At 42.0% G+C, this 22,952-nt stretch carries 14 protein-coding genes; 9 read left to right on the top strand and 5 right to left on the bottom strand.

All coding sequences use genetic code 11. The features are described 5' to 3' along the window. Nucleotides 1–67: 67 nt before the first annotated feature. From ACRHOZ_RS02715 to ACRHOZ_RS02685, 7 genes are all read left to right on the top strand, one after another. Nucleotides 68–1,522: a sulfatase gene (locus ACRHOZ_RS02715; RefSeq protein WP_431122088.1), complete on the top strand. Its 1,455-nt coding sequence runs from the start codon at nt 68–70 to the stop codon at nt 1,520–1,522. 120 nt (nt 1,523–1,642) lie between these two features. Then, nucleotides 1,643–2,293 carry an RNA polymerase sigma factor gene (locus ACRHOZ_RS02710; RefSeq protein ID WP_431122085.1) on the top strand — a complete coding sequence of 217 codons (651 nt, stop codon included), beginning with the start codon at nt 1,643–1,645 and terminating at the stop codon, nt 2,291–2,293. 156 nt (nt 2,294–2,449) lie between these two features. Further along, the gene (locus tag ACRHOZ_RS02705) at nt 2,450–3,529 is read left to right on the top strand and encodes a FecR family protein (protein WP_431122083.1); all 1,080 of its coding nucleotides are present in this window, start codon (nt 2,450–2,452) and stop codon (nt 3,527–3,529) included. Between the two features lie 173 nt (nt 3,530–3,702). Continuing rightward, complete coding sequence (locus tag ACRHOZ_RS02700; RefSeq protein ID WP_431122081.1) at nt 3,703–7,059, top strand: SusC/RagA family TonB-linked outer membrane protein; 3,357 nt, start codon at nt 3,703–3,705, stop codon at nt 7,057–7,059. 9 nt (nt 7,060–7,068) lie between these two features. Next, a complete protein-coding gene (locus ACRHOZ_RS02695) occupies nt 7,069–8,649 on the top strand; it encodes a SusD/RagB family nutrient-binding outer membrane lipoprotein (RefSeq protein WP_431122078.1) in 1,581 nt (526 codons plus the stop codon). 81 nt (nt 8,650–8,730) lie between these two features. After that, on the top strand, nt 8,731–12,036 hold the full coding sequence (locus tag ACRHOZ_RS02690) for a VCBS repeat-containing protein (protein WP_431122076.1): 3,306 nt from the start codon (nt 8,731–8,733) through the stop codon (nt 12,034–12,036). A gap of 16 nt (nt 12,037–12,052) precedes the next feature. After that, the gene (locus tag ACRHOZ_RS02685; protein ID WP_431122074.1) at nt 12,053–15,157 is read left to right on the top strand and encodes a DUF5107 domain-containing protein; all 3,105 of its coding nucleotides are present in this window, start codon (nt 12,053–12,055) and stop codon (nt 15,155–15,157) included. 36 nt (nt 15,158–15,193) lie between these two features. Here ACRHOZ_RS02685 and ACRHOZ_RS02680 read toward each other — a convergent pair whose 3' ends face one another. Genes ACRHOZ_RS02680 through ACRHOZ_RS02670 form a run of 3 tightly spaced genes read right to left on the bottom strand, consistent with a single transcriptional unit; the run spans nt 15,194 to nt 17,852 of the window. Next, nucleotides 15,194–15,811 carry a LacI family DNA-binding transcriptional regulator gene (locus ACRHOZ_RS02680; RefSeq protein ID WP_431122071.1) on the bottom strand — a complete coding sequence of 206 codons (618 nt, stop codon included), beginning with the start codon at nt 15,809–15,811 and terminating at the stop codon, nt 15,194–15,196. 49 nt (nt 15,812–15,860) lie between these two features. Next, a complete protein-coding gene (locus tag ACRHOZ_RS02675; RefSeq protein ID WP_431122068.1) occupies nt 15,861–16,748 on the bottom strand; it encodes a sugar phosphate nucleotidyltransferase in 888 nt (295 codons plus the stop codon). Between the two features lie 3 nt (nt 16,749–16,751). Then, nucleotides 16,752–17,852 carry a galactokinase family protein gene (locus ACRHOZ_RS02670; RefSeq protein ID WP_431122066.1) on the bottom strand — a complete coding sequence of 367 codons (1,101 nt, stop codon included), beginning with the start codon at nt 17,850–17,852 and terminating at the stop codon, nt 16,752–16,754. 167 nt (nt 17,853–18,019) lie between these two features. Between ACRHOZ_RS02670 and ACRHOZ_RS02665 the strand changes: the two genes are divergently transcribed. Then, nucleotides 18,020–19,051 (top strand): substrate-binding domain-containing protein, encoded by a 1,032-nt coding sequence (locus ACRHOZ_RS02665; protein ID WP_431122064.1) that lies wholly within the window; start codon nt 18,020–18,022, stop codon nt 19,049–19,051. Nucleotides 19,052–19,064: 13 nt separating this feature from the next. Here the strand turns inward: ACRHOZ_RS02665 and ACRHOZ_RS02660 are convergent, their stop codons facing one another. After that, nucleotides 19,065–19,715 carry a carbohydrate-binding family 9-like protein gene (locus ACRHOZ_RS02660; RefSeq protein WP_431122062.1) on the bottom strand — a complete coding sequence of 217 codons (651 nt, stop codon included), beginning with the start codon at nt 19,713–19,715 and terminating at the stop codon, nt 19,065–19,067. Between the two features lie 169 nt (nt 19,716–19,884). Here ACRHOZ_RS02660 and ACRHOZ_RS02655 point away from each other — a divergent pair, with 169 nt between their 5' ends. Beyond that, nucleotides 19,885–21,651: a glycoside hydrolase domain-containing protein gene (locus ACRHOZ_RS02655; RefSeq protein ID WP_431122060.1), complete on the top strand. Its 1,767-nt coding sequence runs from the start codon at nt 19,885–19,887 to the stop codon at nt 21,649–21,651. A 26-nt stretch (nt 21,652–21,677) separates the two neighbouring features. On the opposite strand, the gene ACRHOZ_RS02650 is transcribed toward ACRHOZ_RS02655, so the two are convergent. Next, nucleotides 21,678–22,952 carry a TRAP transporter large permease gene (locus tag ACRHOZ_RS02650; RefSeq protein WP_431122057.1) on the bottom strand — a complete coding sequence of 425 codons (1,275 nt, stop codon included), beginning with the start codon at nt 22,950–22,952 and terminating at the stop codon, nt 21,678–21,680.

Here is a 22,952-nt window from a genome sequence, read left to right as displayed (position 1 = left end):
TTGACCAACACTTTAAGTTGGAATTGGTAGAAATAAACCAAAGAGAGAACAAAACAAGAAAATGATAATGAAATCCATCAAAATAACAATATGTCTTATGGCATTGTTGGTTGGGTGCAAACCGAACCAAAATACAGTGGCCAAAAAGACTAATGTTGTGTTTATTTTGGTGGATGACCTAGGTTGGAAAGATTTGGGCTGTTATGGCAGTACATTTTACGAGACTCCCAATATTGACAAACTAGCCCAATCAAGTGCCGTATTTACAAACGCCTATGCCGCAAGTCCTGTCTGCTCCCCAACTCGGGCCGCGATTTTGACAGGGAAGCATCCTACACGGGTTGGAATCACCGATTGGATTCCAGGATTTGACCCCAAGGACCGGACACTTTTGGGCCCCGATGACTTACATCAATTGCCTTTGGAAGAAACGACTTGGGCGGAAGCCCTGAAGCAAGAAGGCTATCAGACCTTTTTTGCCGGGAAGTGGCATTTAGGTGATGAAGGGTTTTTTCCGGAAGACCAGGGATTTGACATAAACAAGGGAGGGCACCACATGGGGCAACCCCCGGGAGGGTATTACTCACCCTATAATAATCCCAAACTTTCTGATGGTCCCGAAGGAGATTACTTAACGGATAGATTGGTGGACGAATCCTTGGAATTCATGGAAGCCAATCAGGAGAATCCGTTTCTGTTGTACTTAGCCTTATATACGGTACACACGCCTATTCAAGCCAGTAAAAGACATTTGGAAAAGTTCCGAATAAAACGACAGTCCCTTGCCGATTCCATTCCCCGTATTGCAAATGAGGGAAAAGGCTTTACGACCCAAGGCCAAACCAATGCGGAATATGCTTCCATGGTATATGCCATGGACGAAAATGTTGGAAGGATTGTGGATCGATTGGAGGAGTTGAATTTGATGGACAACACACTACTGGTTTTTACTTCGGACAATGGAGGTTTGTCAACCGTAGCAAATGCAAATTGGGTAGCACCCACAGATGTTCTGCCCTTGCGAGCCGGTAAAGGATGGGCCTATGAAGGTGGCATCCGGATTCCGTTGATTATCAAAAAACCAAACAGTGATAATGGTATGGTTATCGAAACCCCGGTCAATAGTATGGATTTATATCCCACAGTTCTTAGCACATTGAAACTGGAGGCAAGACCGGAACAACACCAAGATGGGGTAGATTTAAGCGGGTTATGGGAGAATGGTGCAGAGGAGGTTCATGATGTGCTTTTTTGGGATTTCCCGCACTATCATGGGAGCGCTTGGACTCCTGGATGCGCCCTAAGAAAAGGAGATTGGAAAGTGATTCAATTCTATGAGGGGAATAAGGTGGAACTGTACAACCTAAAGGAGGATATAGGGGAGCAGAACGACTTGGCAGAGTCACATCCTGAAAAGCTTGGGGAGCTACTGAAAGAATTGGAAAAAGTGAAAGAAAAATTGGGCGCTAAAGCCCCAACTGAAAACATAAATAGTAAAACTAATAGCAAAATTGAACTTTGATGACCTTTTTTTGAGTACCTTAAATGTGTTCAAAGTAGGTCGTCAATAAAGCATCCTAATAATACGGAGGAAGACTTTAGAGAACAACAAACTTGAACAACCACAACTAACTAACTTAACATGGCTCCACCTAACTTAAGTGCAGCTGCAAAAATTCATCGGATAACGGGCAATTCGAAAACAAAATCGGATACCTGTAACTTTGATGCTTCCAAGGAATGGAAATTGTTTTGTGATGGTAGCGAAGCTGCATTTGTAAAGATCTACAATCACTATTTCCACATGTTGTACAATCTTGGCCGGCAATTCTCCGGAGATACGGAATTACTGAAAGATGTATTACAGGAAACGTTTATTAAGATCCGGGAAAAAAGGGGCAAACTTCATAAAGTAGTTTCAGCGAAGGCATTTCTCATAAAATGCTATAGAAACAACATTCTATCCGAACAGAAAAAGCGGAAGAAGAATATGACCTTGAATTTTTCGGCAACACCCTACGCGTTCCATTTAACCCCATCACATGAAAGTGTCCTGATCAATAGACGCTTTGAGTCGGATCAAATAAAATTGATCCAAGATTCCTTGAACAAACTTACCCGAAGGCAAAGAGAGGCTATATATTACCTTTATTATAATGGCCTTACCTACGCCCAAATAAAGGATGTAATGGGTTTTGCCAGTGTAAGGGCGGCCCGAAACTTAATTTATAGATCCCTGACCGAGCTGAAAAAACAGGTTGAAATTTTGGGGGAACCCAAAAAAATAGGTTAAAGCGTTGTTCAGCGCCATTTAATTCAAAATTCAAGCAATTTTTTTTATTTCCAATAAAAAAACTGTAGTTGCCTAATAATCAATAGTTAACATTAAGGAAACATATAAATTGACAACTTAATTCTTAAATTTTTGCAAAAAAGGCAATTTTTTTTGATGTCATTTAACCTTTTCTTAAGTCTTTATAATACAGGAGAACACCAAATGGATTATCACGAGTATGAACTTGAGGATTTTTTAGCCGATTCTGAATTTCGGGATTGGGTAACTAAACCAAATAGATCTTCACATTTTTTCTGGAAAAACTGGTTGGCTGCTAACCCTTCTAAAAGAGATACGGTATTGGCGGCCAAGGAGATTCTTCTTTCCCTTAGCTTTCATCTGGACAATGAGTTGGATGATAAGGCGAGGGAGCAGCTTTTAACGTCCATTTTGGGCAAAAGAAATCTTATTCCAAAAAGTAACGGGAATAGTTTAATGTCCTTTGTTCTTCCCTTGGTGGCATGTGGATTGCTGTTCTTCGGTCTGGTTATAGGAATGCGGATGTCCGCATCAACAGAGTTGCTACCTACCACCCAGTCCATTACCTATTTGGAAAAAGAAAACCTGAGAGGAAAAAAATCAAGGATTACCCTTCCCGATGGTACAACCGTATACCTTAATAATAATAGTAGGATCAAATATGCCTCCAGATTTGTCAATGAAAGGCAGGTTTACTTGGAAGGTGAGGCCTATTTTGAGGTTGAAAAGGATCCGACCAAACCTTTTTTGGTTAAATCCAATGGATTGGTGACCAGGGCCTTGGGTACTGCTTTTAATGTGAAGGCGCACAAGGGAAAGAAAGTGGAAGTTGGATTGGTGGAAGGTAAAATCTCGGTAGCCCCTGTGCTCGAGGACAAGAAAATTGGGATTATTGACAGCCCAGGAGGGAAAGCCACTTTTACCTCAGAAGATGGGGAGCTTAACTTTTCGGCCTATGCCGATATGGACTTTTATAAGTGGACCAAGCGAACATTGGTCTTTAAGGCCGCCAGTTTTGATGAAATTGAGGAGACCTTGGAAAACTGGTACGATGTTAACATTACTGTTCGCAATCTGAACCGACGCGTTACCTATACCGGTGAATTTCCAAGCGAAAGTTTGGAGAGCGTTTTGGCAAGGATAGCCTTTGTGGAAAAATTCTCATATAGGATAGATGAGGAAGATGAAAGGGAAGTAACAATCTATTTTAAGTAGCGAAAAATGGAACTTAAACAATTTGAAATAATAACCACTAAAACTTAAACGTATGAAAATGAAAAGCTACCCGTAAAAAATAAGTTTGCTCCAAAGAAAATGGCACTTTCGATGGAGACAAACTTATCATCAAAAGTTCAATTAAAGTATATCAACTAAACCGATGTAAAAGTATGAAATTTAAACTATCTAAAACAGTCGCTATGCTCTCTAGGATATTTATTTTGCAAATGGTGTTCTGCTATTTTGCAATGGCTAATGAGGGGTATACGCAAAGTATGAAGGACACCTACCTTGAGTGGAACTCAGACCGAGAGGTGAAGGTATTGGATGTCTTTGAAGAAATCGAGAACCAATCTGCATTCAAATTCAATTACGACGAGAATGATGTGAACAGGAGAACAAAGTTCCAAATTGCCCTGGGAACCCATTCCGTGTACGACTTGTTGGAGCAGATAAGTAAAGAAGCTTCCTTGAATTTTAGAAGGATGAACAGCACTATTGCTGTGACGCCAAGACTAGAGGAAGCAGCTCCCGAAATTATTGAAAAAGTCGTTCAACAAACCGTGACAGGAAACGTTACAGATGACACGGGAGCACCTTTACCTGGGGTAAACGTTGTGGAAAAGGGAACATCAAACGGTACATCTACCGATTTTGATGGAAACTATACCATTTCGGTTTCAAGTGGTGCAGTACTAGTGTTTACTTCCTTAGGTTTCACTGCTCAAGAAGTTGCTGTAGGCGGACAATCAACCATTAATGTATCTATGGGTGAAGACGCTGAGCAATTAGGAGAAGTGGTGGTAACCGCTTTGGGTATCAAAAGGGAAGAAAAAACCCTGACATATGCCCAACAAACTGTAAGCGCCGATGAGATTACAAAAACAAGAGATGTAAACTTCCTTAACAGTATCAACGGTAAAACTGCTGGTGTGGAAATTAAGAAAAGTAGCTCAGGAGCTGGTGGATCCACCAAAATTGTACTGAGAGGTAACAAATCTTTGACTGGGGACAGTACCCCTTTATTTGTAATCGATGGTATTCCATTGGCAAACAATCGTGGAGGACAGCCCGGTATGTGGGGTGGAACTGATTCCGGAGACGGTATTTCAGCCTTAAACCCAGATGATATTGCAAGTATCAGTATCCTTAGGGGAGCAAACGCCGCCCTACTTTATGGTAGTGCCGGTGCAAATGGGGTGGTTTTGATTACCACCAAAGAAGGACAAGCTGGAAAAACTACGGTATCCCTGAACTCTGGTGTTACCTTTGAAAGTATTATTGAGACACCGGACCTTCAATTTAAGTATGGTGCAGTAGGTGAAGCGAAAGAAAGCTGGGATACAACTCCTGGTAACTATGCCAGTAACTACGTGGACGATTTCTTTTCCACAGGAGCCAATTTTATTAATTCACTTTCCGTTAGTGGTGGAAACGACAGGACTACGGCTTATTTCTCGTATTCCAATACCACAGCAACCGGGATTACTCCAGATAATACTTATTCTAGAAATAATGTATCCTTTAAACAATCTACCAAACTATTGGATGATAAGTTGACCGTAAGTTCGAACATTATCTTGTCCATAGAGAATTCAGAAAACAGATTGCCTTCAGGATATTACCTTAACCCATTAACGGGTCTTTATTTCTTCCCAAGGAATCGTGATTTTGAAGATACTAGGGTCAACTACCAGATTTTTGACGAAAGTAGAAATCTAATGGCTCAAAACTGGTTTGTAAATGATCACCATCAGTCAAATCCGTATTGGATAATAAACAACCAACCAAGAGATCAGAACAACAGAAGGGTGATTGCCAATTTAACCTTGAACTATCAGTTGGCGGAAGCGCTTAACCTTCAGGTTAGGGGTAATTACGATTATGCCAATGTTACAAGGGAGCAAAAGCACGCTGCTACTTCCAACCCAACCAATGTTAATATCAATGGTACTTGGGATTACCACAAATACGAAGATCGTTTGATCTATACTGATGCTATTTTGACTTATGATTCCGATTTATCTGATGACTTTAGTCTAACGGCACTTGTGGGAGGTAGTTACACGGAAACCGATTATGGAGATGGTGTACGGGTTACTCCAAGTAGTGGTAACGGACTCATTTATCCAAATGAATTTAATTTCCAGAATTTGGCCTTGACTCAGACACCAGTTCGTTCGGTAACCAATGGAGTTATCAAGAAGCAAGGTTTATTTGCCAATGCCACATTGGGATATAAAGAAATGCTGTTCTTGGATTTGGGTGGAAGAAATGACTGGGCTTCGACCTTGGCACTTACAGGAAATGATTCCTACTTCTATCCATCCGTAGGATTAACCGCTATTGTTAGTGAAATGTTTGAAATGCCTGAGGCCATTAGTTTTGCAAAATTCAGGGTTTCACAAACCCAGGTGGCCAATGAGGTGCCTTTTAACAGGATCAACCCTCAAAACAGCATTTCCGATCCAGTTGGAAGTTTGACACGTAATACGACCAAGCCGTTTACTGATGCTGAACCGGAAATCATCACGAGTACTGAGATTGGTGCAGATTGGCGTTTCTTCGGCAATAGATTGGGAATTGATTTCACCTATTACCATATTAAATCTGAAGACCAGTTTATTACTGTTCCTTTGGATGCATCTGATCCAGAGTCTGAAGGTAGATATACCCAAAAGTTCATTAATGCTGGTGAAATTGTAAACAAAGGAATTGAGGTGTCGTTGAATGGTACTCCAATTCAAAATGACAACTTGGAGTGGAATACAGCTTTCAACATTACAAGGAACAGAAGTGAGATTGTGGATATAGGTCCAGATGACGAAAGGATTATTGATTTGGGATCATCTGAAGGCTATAGATCTAGATTGGTTGAAGGCGGACGATTCAACGATTTATATGTGTTGAAATTCCGTAGAGACGATCAAGGAAGAATCCTATTCGACGATAACGGTAATCCTCTAAGAACCCAAGATTACGAATTGATAGGTAACCTAGATCCAGACTTTACCTTAGGTTGGAACAATACAGTATCCTTTGGAAGATGGAGCGCAAGTGCCTTGATCAATGCAGTATTTGGTGGCGAGGTATTTAGCCAAACTGAATCCATGTTGGACGGTGCAGGAGTTTCTCAGCGTACTGCGGATGCACGTGATGCTGGAAGTGTTGCTGTGAATGGTGTTGTGGAGTCATCAGGAGCGGCTGTAACCAGCGTTGATCCAGAACAATGGTTCCGTTTCATCGGAGACCGTAATGGTGTGGGAGAAGCTTATGTGTATGACAGAACCAATATTAGATTGGCGCAATTGTCTTTGGCCTATGATATCAACTTGGCCAAATTGAACATGCCATTCATACAGTCAGCTTCCATTGCCTTCATCGGCAACAACCTATTCTTCTTTAAAAAAGATGCACCATTTGATCCGGAATTGGCCATGAGTACCAATAGAAACTCCGTTGGATTGGATAACTTCAATCTACCTTCTACAAGGAATTATGGACTGAACCTTAAAGTAACTTTTTAAAAAATGGATATGAAGAAGTATATATATGTATTATCAATGGTGTTGGCACTAGGTGCCTGTACCAGCGACTTTGAAGAGACCAATACCAATCCATACGAGATTTCTGATGAATCATTGAAGCAGGATTTCAACAATATTGGTGCCTTCTTCCCGGGCTTGTTGTCAAACCTTTATGGTATTCAGATTGACCATAATTTGACCAATGATTCCTATGCCCGGCATTTGGCCACTCCAACACCGTTTGTGGGTGGGGTGAACAATACGACCTATTACTTGCGTTGGAACAGGTACTGGAGCGTTCAGTACAACAACGTTATGGCCCCTGCCAACCAGGTAATTGACATTGCTTCGCAAGAAGAGGGCAATGAAGTGTTTATCGAATTGGCCAATTTGATCAAGGTTCTTTCCATGCACCGCTTGACGGTTTATCAAGGGCCTATCGTTTACACCGAATTTGGTCTGGGAAAGACAGGAGAATATGATAGCGAGCAAGTGCTCTACAATGCGTTCTTCGCAGATTTGGACCGTATTATTGGTGTCTTGAAAGCTAATACTGATTTTGGAGGCTTTAGTGCTTTTGATGCCAGTTATGGTGGTGACATTGCCGCCTGGGCCAAGATGGCAAACACCTTGAGGCTTCGTTTGGCCATCAGGATATCCAAAGTAGATCCAGCCAAGGCGCAAGCAGAGGGTGAAAAGGCTTTGGCAGATTCCGCAGGGCTAATTTTGACCAATGCAGAGAATTTCAATATCTCCAACTATGGAAGAAAGTATCACCCAGCTGTAATCTGCTTTGAGTGGAATGATACCCGCATGAGTGCGAGTATGGAATCCATTTTGGGTGGGTATGGAGATCCAAGGGTTTCTGCCTTTTTTGATGAGGCAACTGACCCCGCTGTAGTTGCCGATCACCCAGGATTCCCATACAAGGGCATCCGAAACGGTGCTACTTTGGGAGCCAAGGACGATCGTTTGAGCTATTCTACCATTGATCTTTCCTTCAACGATCCAGCAGTAGTAACGGAGCGTAAAATGATCAGTGCCGATGAGGTATATTTCCTTATGGCAGAAGCCGCATTGCGTGGTTGGGCCGGAGCAGGAGATGCTGGAGCCAACTACGAAATGGGAGTCCGTACTTCCTTTGAGCTCTGGGGTGCCGGTGGTGTTGACGATTATCTGGCTGATAATACCAGCATTCCATGGGATTACACAGACCCAAAGGCAGATGCAGGTGTTAATGCATTCACAAACAGAATCACTAACACTATTGCTTGGGATGAAGCTGCTGATAATGAAATCAAATTGGAGAAAATCATTACGCAAAAATGGATTGCTGCTTATACAGATTCCATGGAACCTTGGGTAGATCATCGTAGAACCGATTATCCCAAACTTCCGTTCAACTATCAGAACGATAGCAACTCGGATTGGGGGGTTATCGCGGATGATGACTTCTTAAGAAGAATGACATTTATAAACAGCGAGCGAACCAACAATCCAGATGGTGTCGCCGATGCAACCGCTAAGTTAGGTGGCCCCGATGAAATAGGAACGCGACTCTGGTGGGATACCGGAGGACCTAATTTCTAAAAAGGGGAGAAAAAAAACCTGTGGCGACCCCACAGGTTTTTTATTGTACTATCTTAAAAGACGCAAACCAATCCAAAATCTATGAGTTCCCATTACAAAGCTTTGCTGCTGGTGTTCTGTATTGTTGTTTCATGCAAAAAAATTGATTCCAGCAAGTTGTTTTCCAAAATGCCCTCGAGTCATACAGGCATTAAATTTAAAAACTTGGTCACCGAAACGGATGAGTTCAACATTCTTACCTACGGTAATATTTACAATGGGGGAGGAGTGGCCGTTGGTGATATCAACAATGATGGATTACAAGATCTATACTTTACAGGAAGTATGGTTGGAAGCCGTCTATATCTGAACAAAGGGGATTTTAAATTTGAGGAAATTGCCGAAAAAGCGGGTGTATTTGCAGAAGGGCTTTGGAATACCGGCACTTCAATGGCAGATGTGAATGGAGATGGTCTTATGGATATTTATGTCTGCCGCTCGGCAGCCAAAGACAAGGAAAAGAGGAGAAACTTGCTCTTTATCAACAATGGGGATTTGACCTTTACAGAAAGGGGAGCGGAATATGGTCTGGACGACTTTGGATATTCGACCCAGGGCAATTTTTTCGATTATGACAAAGACGGTGACATGGATGTCTTTGTACTCAATCATTCCGTGCAGCCGTACTCGAGCCTTAAAAATGCCTCCAATAAACTAAGGGATAAGTCATATCCTGATTATGCGGATCGTTTGTACCGAAATGACAATGGAAAATTTGTGGATGTCAGCCAGGAAGCAGGGATCATGTCCAGTGTATTGGGATTTGGATTAAGTGTTTCTGTAAGTGACATCAATGATGACGCATGGCCGGATATTTATATTTCCAATGATTTTCATGAGCATGACTTTTTGTATTTGAATAACGGGGATGGAACTTTCACCGAAAGTCTAAAGGATTTTATAGGGCACACCTCACATTTTTCCATGGGATCCGATATTTCAGACATCAATAACGATGGGAAACCAGATATTGTAACCTTGGATATGCTTCCAGAAGGGAACTTCAGACAAAAAATGGTCTCTGGCCCAGATAATTACGACAAGCACCAATTTCTTGTGGATTCTGATTTTCATCATCAGTATATGCGAAATATGCTGCATTTGAACCAAGGGAATTCCTTTGCGGAAATTGGGCAGTTGGCAGGAATACATGCCACGGATTGGAGTTGGGCACCACTATTTGCCGATTTTGATAATGACGGTTATAAGGATCTATTTGTCACCAACGGTGTTAAACGGGACTACACCAATATGGACTTCATGAATTTTGCGGTTCAAAAGCGCTTGGAAGAAATGGATTCCGGAGTGGAAACCGCGATCAAGGATTTATTGGAAAATATTCCCTCCACCATTGAAGAAAATTACGCCTACCGAAACAAAGGGGATTTGACTTTTGGAAAAGTGACGGCAGATTGGGGCTTGGACGGGAAATCTCTTTCCAATGGGGCAGCCTATGTGGATCTGGACAATGATGGGGATTATGATTTGGTGGTCAACAATACAGATGATGAAGCTTTTATTTATCGCAATAACAGTGAGCTTCTAGAGAACAACAACTACTTAAAAATACAGCTGCAAGGTAAGGAAGGGAATACCTTGGCGGTAGGAGCTAAAGTAATTCTTAAATCAGATACTTTGCTATTGCATCAGGAGTTGTATCCTGCCAGGGGGTTTCAATCTTCCGTTGATCCCTCCCTAATATTTGGTTTGGGAAGCGTACAGATGGTAGATGACCTAAAGGTCATATGGCCTGATGGGACGGTTACCACAAAAAGCACCATTAAGGCGAATCAAACCCTACAGTTGGCGCAAACGGATGCGGCTGTCGCGGAAGCTACTGGGGAAACCTCACAAACCCAGTATTTTTCTGATATAACTTCCGACAGTTTATTGGTTTTTAACCATATCGAAAATATGTTTGTGGACTTCAAGAGGGAATCGCTTATTCCTCATCAACTTTCCACCCAAGGGCCCAAAATTGCCAAATCAGACATCAACAATGATGGCCTTGAGGATATTTTTATAGGTGGGGCGAAAGGTAGTGTTGGAAAAGTTTTGGTACAGCGAAAAACAGAAGATTTTACTGAGACTAACGCACTTACATTCAAAGATGATGAACAATCTGAAGATACTGCGGCATTGTTTTTTGATGCAGACAACGATCAGGACATGGATCTCTATGTGGTTAGTGGAAGTCATGAGTTTGAAAACGAAGCTCCAGAACTTCAGGACAGATTGTACATAAACAACAACGGAAGCTTTACCAAAAAGACATCCGCCTTACCTAAAATGCTGACCAATGGATCCTGCGTGAGAGCCTATGATTATGACCAGGATGGTGATCAAGATCTGTTTGTTGGTGGTAGATCGGTACCTGGCCAATATCCCATGGCAGCCAGAAGTTATGTTTTGGAGAACGATGGTAATGGCAATTTTAAGGATAGTACCAACGAGCTAAACAAGGATTTGTCCCGTATCGGTATGGTAACAGATGCCCTGTGGACTGATTTTAGCGGAGATGGACTTAAAGATTTGATTTTGGTGGGCGAATTTATGTCCATCCGCTTTTTTAGGAATGAGAATGGGAAATTGATAGAGGCAAACAATGCTGTCGACACGCAAAATTCCAAAGGCTGGTGGAACAGGATTGTTGACGGAGATTTCGATAATGATGGGGATCAAGACTATATAATCGGCAACTTCGGATGGAATTCGCAATTAAAAGCTTCACCAGATGAACCCGTCCAATTGTATGCCAAGGATTTTGATGATAATGGAGCTATCGACCCCATTTTATGTTCTTACCTCATGGGTGAGAGCTATCCCGTATTCTCAAAAGATGATTTGGTGGAACAGCTAGCCGGATTGAAAACCAAATATGTTAACTACTCAGACTATGCCAGTCAGAAAATAACCGATATTTTTTCGCCCGAGGAGTTGGAAGGTGCCTACCTTTTGGAAGCCAACAATTTTTCTACCAGTTATATGGAAAATCTTGGGGAGGGCAAGTTCAAGCTCACCCCACTTCCTATCCAAACCCAATTTTCGCCGATCTATGCAATTCTGGCAAAGGATGTAAACAAAGATGGAAATCTAGATTTGGTTTTGGCAGGGAATTTCTACGGAACCAGGGTTAAATATGGCCGTTATGATGCCAACAATGGGCTTTTGTTGTTGGGCAATGGCCAAGGAGACTTTCAAGCTGTCGCAGATGTCGAAAGTGGCCTCAATGTAGCTGGCGAAGTCCGTGATTTGGTAATGATCAATGGCAATTCGGAAGCTCCTCTACTACTATTTGCAAGAAACAATCAACCTGTGCAAGTTTACAGAGCAACCGCTGAAGACTAGCACTAAAACTAGAATTTTGAAAAAAATAACAGCACTTTTATGGATTGTCTCTCTGAGCACAATGGCACAAAACGCCACGATAAGTGAAGAGATAAGACAATTGGATACCTACGGATTTGGAGCACCCAACCCAGTACCCATTTTAACGGAAAACCCTAAAATTTTCCCCTATTTTAAGTTTGAGGAATACGACCATACATCACGAAAAAAAGGATGGAAAGTTGTTAAGCTCGAAAACGAATACATAGAGGTCTATGTGCTACCGGAAATAGGAGGAAAGGTCTGGGGAGCCATTGAAAAGAGCACAGGCAATGAGTTTTTGTATCGGAATGAGGTGGTCAAGTTTCGGAATATAGCCATGAGAGGGCCATGGACTTCCGGAGGCATAGAGTTCAATTTTGGGATTATAGGACATCATCCTGGTACAGCAACTGCTGTGGATTATAAAACAGCGACCAACGAGGACGGAAGTGTAAGTTGTTTTGTAGGTAATATGGATTTGCCATCCGGAACGTATTGGCAGGTGGAAATTAAACTGGAAAAAGAAAAGGCTTATTTTGAGACCAATGCCTCTTGGTACAATGGAACCCCACTAAATCAATCCTATTACAACTGGATGACCGGGGCTGCACCTGCAACCAACGATTTGGAATTTTTTATTCCGGGAAATGGATATCTGGAGCATAATGGCACCTGGAAAAATTGGCCCATTGATGAGCAGGGCAGAAATCTGGCCATGTACAAAAACAACAATTTTGGCCCCTCAAAATCCTATCACATTGTTGGGGATTACAAAAATTACTTTGGTGGCTATTATCATGACCGAAATGTTGGCTTTGGACATTTATCACCTTATGAGGAAATGCCAGGACAAAAATTATGGCTATGGGCACTGTCAAGATCGGGAGGTATTTGGGAAGACCTTCTGACGGATACCGATGGTCAGTATATTGAATTTCAGGCAGGCAGGTTGTTCAATCAATATTTCCCAGGAGCCAAAAACCCGGTTTCCCAGGCCAACTTTGATCCCTATGTGATGGATTCTTGGCAAGAACTCTGGTTTCCTATCAAAGAAATAGGAGGGATGGAAGCCGCTTCAGAATATGGAGTGTTAAACGTGGAACGGAACGGAGAGACGGCCAGGTTGGGAATTAACGCGCTACAGGCATTTAAGGAACCGCTTCAAATTTTTGTGAATAAGAAAGAGGTTTTTAGCGAGTCCCTAGAAATGCAACCCATGGAAGTTTTTAGCAAAACTTTTGAGTGCAATGATGCTGACACCCTAGATATTTATGTAGGCGGGGATAAACTGGAGTATACATCCGTCAGCAAGACCATGCTCAAACGGGATTTTGTTTACAATCCGGAAATCAGGCCTTCCAAGCTAGAGCAGCTGTATCACGAAGCTACAGAAGCCATGAAGTATAGGGAATATGCATTGGCCGATGAAAAATTAGCTGAATTGTTCGCTTTGGATAAAACGCATCCCAATGCTCTGATACTGGCTGCTGAGTCAGCGTATAGGAAAACCAAATATGACAAAGCCCTGGAATTTGCCAATACCGCTTTACAATTGGATACCTACAACCCTGAGGCCAATTACCTGGCGGGAATTTCTTATTGGGGCCAAAAGGACGCGCTTAATGCTTTGGAATCTTTTGGTTGGGCGGCACGATCCATACAATTTCGCTCGGTTTCCTTTGCCCAAATGGCAGAAATACACCTGTACAGGAACGATTTGGACAAGGCTGAGAGTTATGCAAAGAAAGCCTTGGCATTCAATACCTATAACCTAAATGCCAGACAGGTTTTATTGGTGGTGTATAGAAAGTCCAACAATGCCGAAGCGTTCAAAAAACAGCTCAAAAAAGTATTTAAGATCAGTCCGATAAACCATTTTGCGGCTTTTGAAGAAATTCTTTTCCAAAAGGATGCTTCAGCTTCCATAACAGAAGGTATACAGAATGAGTTTCCCCAAGAGACCCTGCTGGATCTGGCGCTGGAATACCAGAATTTGGGTCAGAATCAGACAGCAGAACATTTATTGGACTTAAACGCTGCAGACCTAAAATCAAAACTTTATTTGGCCTATGCTTCCAAAAATTCAGAAAAGAGTAAACAACTACTTTCCGAATTGACAAGCCATTCTCCTGATTTTGTTTTTCCATATAGACGGGAGACCATACCAGTGTTGGAATGGGCGGTTTCTACCCATTATCATTGGAAGTTTAAATACTACTTGGCCCAAAACTATTTGGCTGTTGGACTAGAAGATAAGGCCATCAATTTATTGAAGGAATGCAAGGAGCTTCCAGATAATGACACCTTTTACAGCTTTAGGGCCAAGATTATGGGTGATGCTCCTTACGGGGATTTACACAAGGATTTTGAAACATCCCTTACCTTGAATCAAGGCAATTGGAAACGTTGGGATGATTTCATTTTATTCTATTTGGACCATGATAAAAAAGATGAGGCTACCGCGCTCGCCAAAAAGGGTTTCAAAAAATTTCCAAACAATTACAATATAGGATTGAGCTATGCCAAGGCCTTGGTGTCCACTGAAAATTATTCCAAAGCGATTACAGTACTGGGAAGCTTGAATATTTTGCCTTTTGAACATGCGTCCGAGAGCAAAAAAATATATGATCAGGCGCACATCTATAGGGCCAAAGAATTCATGGACAAAGGACAGTTCAGCAAGGCCGTTCCTTTATTGGAAGCCTCAAAAGAGTGGCCTGAAAACTTGGGAGTGGGTGCTCCTTTTAATCCGGATACCCGAATGGCCGACTATCTTTTGGGTCTTTGTCACGAAAAACTTCAAAATGCAGATAAGGCAAGTAGCAATTTTATAAAGGTTGCTGATTATTACAGCGACTCCAACCCGAATTTGGTTAGAAATAGTTTGTTCAAACTAATGTCCTTGGAAAAGCTGGGTAAGGAAAATGATAGGGACGCTGTATTGATCAAAATACAAAAGGAATCCGAAAACAGTCAAACTGCCGCCATGTTATCGGCCATATATGGTTCAGATGAGCAGCGTATAAATGAGTTAAATGGTAAACTAAAATGGGACACCAGATTCTTGGAAATACTTAGCTATGCTGTGAAACAGCAGTAAACACCTAAGCCTGAATTAGCGGTTAAAATCTATTTCTCAAACTTTGGAGAATTGTTCTGGAGCATTGTTTTTCCAGTCAATTCGTTTTATCAATGCCTTGCCAAGTTTCCTGCCGATACTACGCTGCTTTTTTATGTCAGAATTGGGCGGGAGGGCTTTGGTGTGCTTAATCAAAGCCAAGCCTTCTTTCGTATGTTGCTCAAGCAAGTTTTCAGTGATGGTATCAGTTTGTTCCAACAGAAATATCAATCCGTCCGCGGTTCTCTGGGGTTCCAGCTGCTTAAGTGCTTTATGCAATGTTTTGGAATCAAATTGATGAATCAAGGTTTGATACCCATGACTTTGGGATTTATCAATAATTCCTTCAATAACAGCTGAATACCGGCATAGCTGTTGCTTTGGTAGGCAAACCATGACTACATCCGTTTTTTGTTTTCTTAAAGCACAGGCGGTTTTGTTTGGAATATAGTTATGATCCGTTGCAAGTTTTCGCAATTTCTTTTTGGTAAGTGAACTAATTTCATCACTGTTGTTCAGAGCCTTGGACACGGTAGAAATGGAAAATCCCGAAATTCTGGCCAAATCTTTTAAATTGGCCATGGGAGCAGTAATCTGCTTGTTGTGTATTGTTTTTTTATTGGTTAAACCGTGCATGTTATTTACATTTTGTTCAATTCCTTTTGGAAATTTTGCATTCGTATTTTTAGACCGACTCCCAATCCAATTGCGGATAGTTCTTTCTTAAAAACTCCTTGACCTCAAGAATATCTTCCTTGGCGGTAAGGTCAGGGACATGTTCTGAAAATGGAATCCCAATGGCAGAACCGGGATAATCCTTCAGCATATTCAATAAGGCCGTAGGAAGTTCCTTTTCGTTTCTTTCTGGATGCACAGGGCAATTCTTGATATAAGGGTACATCATTGCACCGTCAAACGTAAAGGCATTCATACTTACCCGAAGTTTACCGGAAGCATCCCGATATCGCTCCACCTCACTTTCGGAGGGTTTTTCAATAATGTCCAACAGATGCCCGTCATTATCCAGTTTGGCCAGGGCAAAGCGCGAAATACGTACCATGGGAAATAACATGGCATCCCTATCATAGCCTATAAAAGCATTGGGACTCTTGGTCTTTTTAAGCGCGGTCAATGCTTCTACAGAATAAAGGTTATCGCTATTGCAAACCGTATAGGAAGCGTTGTTCAACTCGGGAAATTGCTCCAAAGCCTGAAAAACTGCATCTGCTGTACCAAAAGGTTTCACCCTTCCTTCTGGGATGTATTGGATGGCAAAAGAAATCTTGAGCCCACGGAATTCATTGTCCCTTTCCTTATTGCCATAAAATTCCCTGAACAGGTCACCTTGCTCCCCAATTACAATATAAATGTGGGTGTATCCTGCCCGTTTGGCGTTGTATAGGACATAATCCATCATGGGTCTGCCTTCGTTGCCCACAGCAATAAGGCCTTTGCTGCGTTCGTTGGCTTGTTTAATGTCTTCGGCGCTAAGCCCCTTATCAGGAGAGACCTGTTTCTTCATTCTGGAAGATGCGCCCCCTGCCAAGACAATAAGATTTGAGTGTTCTTTCATTAATTATAATGTTTTGGTTTGAGGTTCTAAAATTCTTGCTCCTTCATCTACCTCTACAGCATATGCGTCCTTTGCTCCTGATTCCATCAATGCTTTAATGACCTTGTCTTGTTCTCCGTCCCTGGCCAAGACCACAATACTGCCTCCTCTGCCCGAACCCACAATCTTGGCTCCCAGAGCACCTGCACCCAAGGCTCCCTCAATCATAGCATCAATACGGGGAACAGTGATATCTAAATAATCCCTTAGGATATTATGGTGTTGGCTCATAAGCTTCCCAATTTTAACAGGGTCTAACTCTTGAAGTTGGAATTCTATCAAGGCCTGTTGCGTCACATCATGGTTCAATACGGCTGCGTCCAAGTATATTTTTAGGTCATCCGGGACGTAGTTTCTGTATTTGGGAAGATCATGCTTGGAAATTTTACTAACGTCGAATGAGGGTATTTTTTCCTTTACCTTGTTGATGGCGAGCAAAGCTTTTTCTTTTAGTTCCCCCAGGACACCTGTAGTATCCTTGGGAATTCCGGACTCGGCCACAATTAAGCCTGATAGTGGTTTGTGAAACACTTCATATTCCAACCGATTGCCGGTTTCCAAATAAATAATACCTCCCAAGCCAATGCTAAACTGATCCATTTTACCTCCCGGTGCGCCATGAAATGTCACCTCGGCCTCATAAGCAACTTGCGAGATAAATTCTTTGGTTATAGGGACATTGCAACCATAGGCATGCACCAGAAACAGAGCCCATGTAAGGATAAGGGCACTGGAACTGGAAGTGCCCGCATTGATGGCAACGTTTCCAGAAATGGTTAGATCGTAGCCGGAGTTTGGTACGCAACCATAATTATTAAGAATTTTTAAGGTGGCCAATAAGTGATCTCCCTTGGAAACCTCCTTATCCTGAACATCGAATTCAAGGATACGTTGTTTTCCAATGTCAGGCATGTTGATGACCAATTTATCCGTACTGTTCTTACTGGCTTCCAATCTTATATGCCGGTCAAAAGCACAGGCTATTACAGGGAGTCCCAAATAATCCTGGTGATCCCCAAACAAACATGTTCTTCCGGGTGCTATAGCAATGATTTTTTCCTTCATTGGTAACAATTCAAATACTGATTCTTCATGGAGCTACTTTTTGGCAAAAAATGGGACTTACACGGTCAATTTTGGGGCAAGATAGAAAAAAATGTGTACGTTAACATCATTTTAGTGTTAAGGTACACAATACATCGGTTTCTTTTTTGGATATATTTGTGACACGGATGAAAAAAAACACCACAATCAAGGATATTGCCAAGCTGGCCGGGGTCTCTATCGGCACGGTGGATCGTGTGTTGCACAATAGGGGAAGGGTTTCACAAAAAGCCTTGGACAAGGTTAACCAAGCGCTAAAGGAATTGGAATACACCCCCAACCCCATAGCTCGGTCTTTAAGGAACAATGTGGTGTATACCATCCATATCCTCATCCCGGATGCCAAACAAGATCCTTATTGGGAACCCTGTATGAAAGGGGTTTCTGAACTGATGGACGAATTTGCGGCTTTCGACCTAAATTTTTCCCTGCACACTTTTGATCCTTCCAATCCAAAATCTTTTTTAGAGGCAGGAAATAAAATCCTTGGAGAGAATCCAGATGCTATGCTATTTGTTCCCCTATTTGGTAAGGAAAGTACCCAGCTGCAAAAGGAGCTAAACGATAGAAATATTCTATCAACCACCTTCAATAGTCCGGTATGGGATCATGTTCACCATCATGTAGGACAAGACTTGTTTTTAAGTGGACGGGTTGGCGCCAAACTGGTATCCAATCTTATTGACAATCCTGGTGAGATAGCTATTATTCATGTGGAAGAAGCCTACAACAACGCTGCTCACATGCAGGAAAAGGAAAATGGCTTTAGATCCTATTTCGAAGAGCAACATGGGGATTATAAAATTTTAACCCTCATTCTAAGTTCTAAAGAAATTAGAAACAACTTTGGTACAACTGCAAAGAAGCACCCCAATATTGAAGCTTATTTTGTGACCACCTCAAGAACTTATGAAGTAGCCAATGCGCTACATAAATTGGGAATAAAAAAACCGGTCATTGGATATGACCTTCTACGGGAAAATGTAGATTGTTTGCAAAATGATCAAGTACAGTTTTTAATACATCAGGCTCCTAGACAACAGGCTTATTTGGGTCTTCGTAGCCTTGTGGAAAAACTTTTATTCAATAAGGAGTTGGCCAAGGTTGAGCTTTTACCCATTGATATCATAAATTCCGAGAACGTAAAAAGTTATCTATAAGATAGGGAGCTCTTCATGTTAATTCCAAGATGCCAAAGGAGGAGGGCACATGAAAATCAGGATCTTCTACCAAAGGATTGATCCAAGTGAGCCAATTTAATCTTGCATTCTGCTTCCCTTTATCTGGAAGTGCAACACAATGGCCCAAATAGATACCTGCACAAAGTGCATTGTTATGGATCAAACCTAGTTGGTTCAAGGATTGTTTGCTGATTCTGATGTCCACTTGATAATCGGTTGAACCAATATCTGCGGTAACAAAAATATGTCCGTCAGGCCAAGTCCATTGGTAGTCAAACACCCTATGGTAGGATGCTGAATAATCCAGAATTCTTCCCGAAGGATCAATTTCCAAACAATAATAGGTCTGTAATTGTGGGTCTGCGCTCAGGAAAATTTCAACACGATCGGACTGGGTTACATCCATTTTTCCGTTACCCCCTTCGTATAAAAGAACATTGGCATCCTGCACTACGTACTTTAAGTACAGATATTCATCGTCATGTAGTGCCTTGAACAAGATTTCTGGACACTTTTCTTGTCCCCAAGGTTGATGAAAGGCTTGTAGACTTTCCACAGACTTCCAGGAGTTGTTGCTAGGGAAAGCCGTTGATGGTTCGTCACCGTCTATTTTTCTTATGGAATAAACCTTCGTTTGCTGCATGTTGCAAAGGTTACAAAATAAAATGGCACCTCACCCAACAAATAAGCTGGGGTCAGGACCTGTGTGAAAATCCTGCAAAGCGCTCATTTTTTTTATCTGAAAATTGCAGAAGTAGTGGTAATTTACCATCTTTGGTGGTAACGTTAACACAAATCATAAATCACTAATAATGAGGGTTTTATTATTTTCTGTTTTTTCATTTTTTCTAATTGGTTTTACCGCATGCCAACAGCAAGCAAAAATAGAAGTTGCTTCCACTTATGAGGAACCTGCAGATCCATCACCGGATACCACTTCGGACTGGTCCAATGCACCACAAGGATTAAATGCCAGTTTTGCATCCACTGGAATTCGTTTCGTGAAAAGTAAGATGCCCAATGTAGCCCCTAAGAATGCCTGGGAGGCGACCGCATGGAGAGGAGAACGGGTATCTGCACAGTTGGTGCTCTGGTCCAACGATTCTATTTCCAATGTAAGGGCAAATGTGTCCGAATTTGAGTCTGGCTCAGGGGATAAACTTGGTGTTGAATCCACTAAAGCTCGTTTTGTGAAGTATGTGATCACGGATGAATTTGCTGATGGATGCGGCCATAGAAAACCAGAGGATTATGCAGCTTCCTTGGCTGCTGATGCCTTGGATACCGTTGCTTCTTATGCAGTAAAGGCTGGCGAAACAAGACCCTTATGGTTGACCATTGACGTACCATCCGATGCGAAACCTGGACTTTATAAAAGTACCTTGGCGTTGGAGGTAGAAGGACAGAAAAATAAAGACTTTACGCTAGAGTTGACTGTGCAAAATCGGGTTTTACCCGAACCTGAAGAATGGAAGTTTCATTTGGATTTATGGCAAAACCCTTACGCGGTAGCTAGATACTTCGGCGTTGAGGCATGGTCCGATGAACACTGGGAATTGGTGACACCAGGAATGGAGCGCTTGGCAAATGCTGGGCAAAAGGTTATTACGGTTTCTTTGAACAAAAGACCTTGGGGCGGACAAACATTTGACCCCTTTGGAGCGATGATTGATTGGAGAAAAAAAGCAGACGGCACTTGGCATTATGACTATACGATATTTGATAACTGGGTGCAGTTTATGATGGATTTAGGTATCAAACAACAGATCAACTGCTATTCCATGGTACCTTGGGGCAATGAGATTTATTATTTTGATGAAAAGGAAAACAAGGAAATCAAAGTTAAGGCAGCTCCTGGAACAAAAATCTATGAAGAACTTTGGGCACCATTCCTGGAACAATTTAAATCGCATCTCATGGAAAAGGGATGGTACGGTATTACCCGAATGGCCATGGATGAACGCGGGCCAGAAGAAATGCAGGCCATGCTGAAAATACTGGAAGAACACGCACCGGAACTTGGTTTTTCGCTAGCGGACAATCACAAAAGTTATAAGCTCTATCCAGACCAGATGAAGGATCTTTCCGTGGCTTTTGGTGCTACCGTGGATGCCGAAGATTTATCCCTCAGAAAGCAAAGGGGATATATTAGCACACATTATGTTTGCTGTGCAGATAAATTCCCCAATGTGTTTACCTTTTCTGACCCATCAGAAGGGGTGTTTATTGGGTGGTACAGCATAGCAGCTGAATTTGATGGTTTCTTGCACTGGTCTTACAACAGTTGGGTGGAAAACCCACTTCAGGATTCCCGCTTCAGGACTTGGCCAGCAGGTGATACGTACTTAGTTTATCCGGGCAATAGAAGTTCCATTCGTTTTGAGACCTTGAGGGAAGGCATTCAAGATGCTGAGAAAGTTCGGGTTTTAAGAGAGGATTTCAGCAATAGAAATATGGAGCAAGAATTGACGACTCTGAATACACTGGTCAATCAATTCAATATAACCGAGAAACCAGAGCAATTGGAACAAATGCTTAGCGACGCCAAGCATCAAATCAATATTTTGTCTGAGAAATAATGGGTAATTCTAAATGTGCCCAGCAATTAATCCATAAACAATCTAGGTAGATATAGGGACAGATCTGGGAAAAGGGTTACCAAAGTTAAGATCAGCAGACTAACCAATAAAAAGGGGAAGCCCGCTTTGCTCACTTTTCCTATGGAAATCTTGCCAATACTTGAGGATACAAAAAGACAAACCCCTAAAGGAGGAGTGGTTAGACCGATCATGAGGTTAAGCAGGGCAATCACGGCAAAATGAATGGGATCTACATCCACGGCTGTGGCAACTTTCAGCAGAATGGGAAACAGGATTAAGAGCGCGGCAATTGTTTCCATAAAGGTGCCTACAAAAATCAGCAAGAGATTGATCAGCAGGAGGACTACATATTTATTCTCCGAAAAATTGATGATTTCCGAAGAAATCAATTGAGGGAGCTGTTCCGTAATCAGAATCCAACCGAAAAGATTGGCAAAACCGATGAGTACCATCAACGAAGCGGAAGTTTTCATGGAATCCAAGATTACGACCATGGTCGTTTTGAAGGTGAGTTTTTTGTACACTAAACTACCCACCAAAAAAGCGTAGATTACCGCTATAATTGAAGCTTCTGTTGGGGTAAATACCCCACCAATAATTCCGAAAAGAATAATGAAGGTCATTAACAGCGACCAAAAAGTTTCAACAAATCCTTTCAATATTTGCTTGGCCGTACTCCGTTCCAATTTGGGATAATTTCTTTTTTTGGCGATGAAATAGGTGAGCACCATTAAGCTAAATCCCAATAGGAAACCTGGCAAGGCACCTGCCAAAAACAATTTCCCAACGGAAAGTCCGCTTAAGGTTGCGGCGATGATCATGGGAACACTGGGAGGTATGATTGGACCTACAGTAGAAGAGGACGCAGTGACGGCGGCAGAAAAGGCCGCATCATAGCCTTCCTTTTTCATAGCTGGTATCATTACCGAACCAATACTGGCCGTATCAGAAATTGCTGTGCCTGAAATTCCCGCAAAAAGCATGGAAGCTCCAATATTACCAAGAGCAAGTCCACCTCGAACATGACCAATCAGATGATTGCAGAAACCTATGATTTTTTCGGTCAATCCCCCATGGTTCATCAAATTTCCCGCAATTATAAAACCAGGGATGCTCAAAAGCACAAAAACGTCGATGCCCGAATACATTTTCATCGGCATTACTATAAGGGGAATACCCTTTAGCAACAAAAAAACCAAGCAAGAGAGACCAAGACAAAAAGCAATGGGAAATCGCAACAAAAGACAGATGATAAAAACAGCAAGTAGAATCCAGATCAT

Source organism: Flagellimonas flava, assembly GCF_050617915.1.
Lineage (GTDB): Bacteria > Bacteroidota > Bacteroidia > Flavobacteriales > Flavobacteriaceae > Flagellimonas > Flagellimonas flava_A.
This window is presented reverse-complemented; position numbering and strand designations above follow the sequence as displayed.

Coding starts and splice junctions, on each gene's coding strand:
- ACRHOZ_RS02665 (WP_431122064.1), top strand. CDS start 18,020: ATGAAAAAAAACACCACAATCAAGGATATTGCCAAGCTGGCCGGGGTC.
- ACRHOZ_RS02680 (WP_431122071.1), bottom strand. CDS start 15,811: ATGCACGGTTTAACCAATAAAAAAACAATACACAACAAGCAGATTACT.
- ACRHOZ_RS02660 (WP_431122062.1), bottom strand. CDS start 19,715: ATGCAGCAAACGAAGGTTTATTCCATAAGAAAAATAGACGGTGACGAA.
- ACRHOZ_RS02675 (WP_431122068.1), bottom strand. CDS start 16,748: ATGAAAGAACACTCAAATCTTATTGTCTTGGCAGGGGGCGCATCTTCC.
- ACRHOZ_RS02715 (WP_431122088.1), top strand. CDS start 68: ATGAAATCCATCAAAATAACAATATGTCTTATGGCATTGTTGGTTGGG.
- ACRHOZ_RS02695 (WP_431122078.1), top strand. CDS start 7,069: ATGAAGAAGTATATATATGTATTATCAATGGTGTTGGCACTAGGTGCC.
- ACRHOZ_RS02650 (WP_431122057.1), bottom strand. CDS start 22,952: ATGATCTGGATTCTACTTGCTGTTTTTATCATCTGTCTTTTGTTGCGA.
- ACRHOZ_RS02690 (WP_431122076.1), top strand. CDS start 8,731: ATGAGTTCCCATTACAAAGCTTTGCTGCTGGTGTTCTGTATTGTTGTT.
- ACRHOZ_RS02700 (WP_431122081.1), top strand. CDS start 3,703: ATGAAATTTAAACTATCTAAAACAGTCGCTATGCTCTCTAGGATATTT.
- ACRHOZ_RS02710 (WP_431122085.1), top strand. CDS start 1,643: ATGGCTCCACCTAACTTAAGTGCAGCTGCAAAAATTCATCGGATAACG.
- ACRHOZ_RS02705 (WP_431122083.1), top strand. CDS start 2,450: ATGTCATTTAACCTTTTCTTAAGTCTTTATAATACAGGAGAACACCAA.
- ACRHOZ_RS02655 (WP_431122060.1), top strand. CDS start 19,885: ATGAGGGTTTTATTATTTTCTGTTTTTTCATTTTTTCTAATTGGTTTT.
- ACRHOZ_RS02670 (WP_431122066.1), bottom strand. CDS start 17,852: ATGAAGGAAAAAATCATTGCTATAGCACCCGGAAGAACATGTTTGTTT.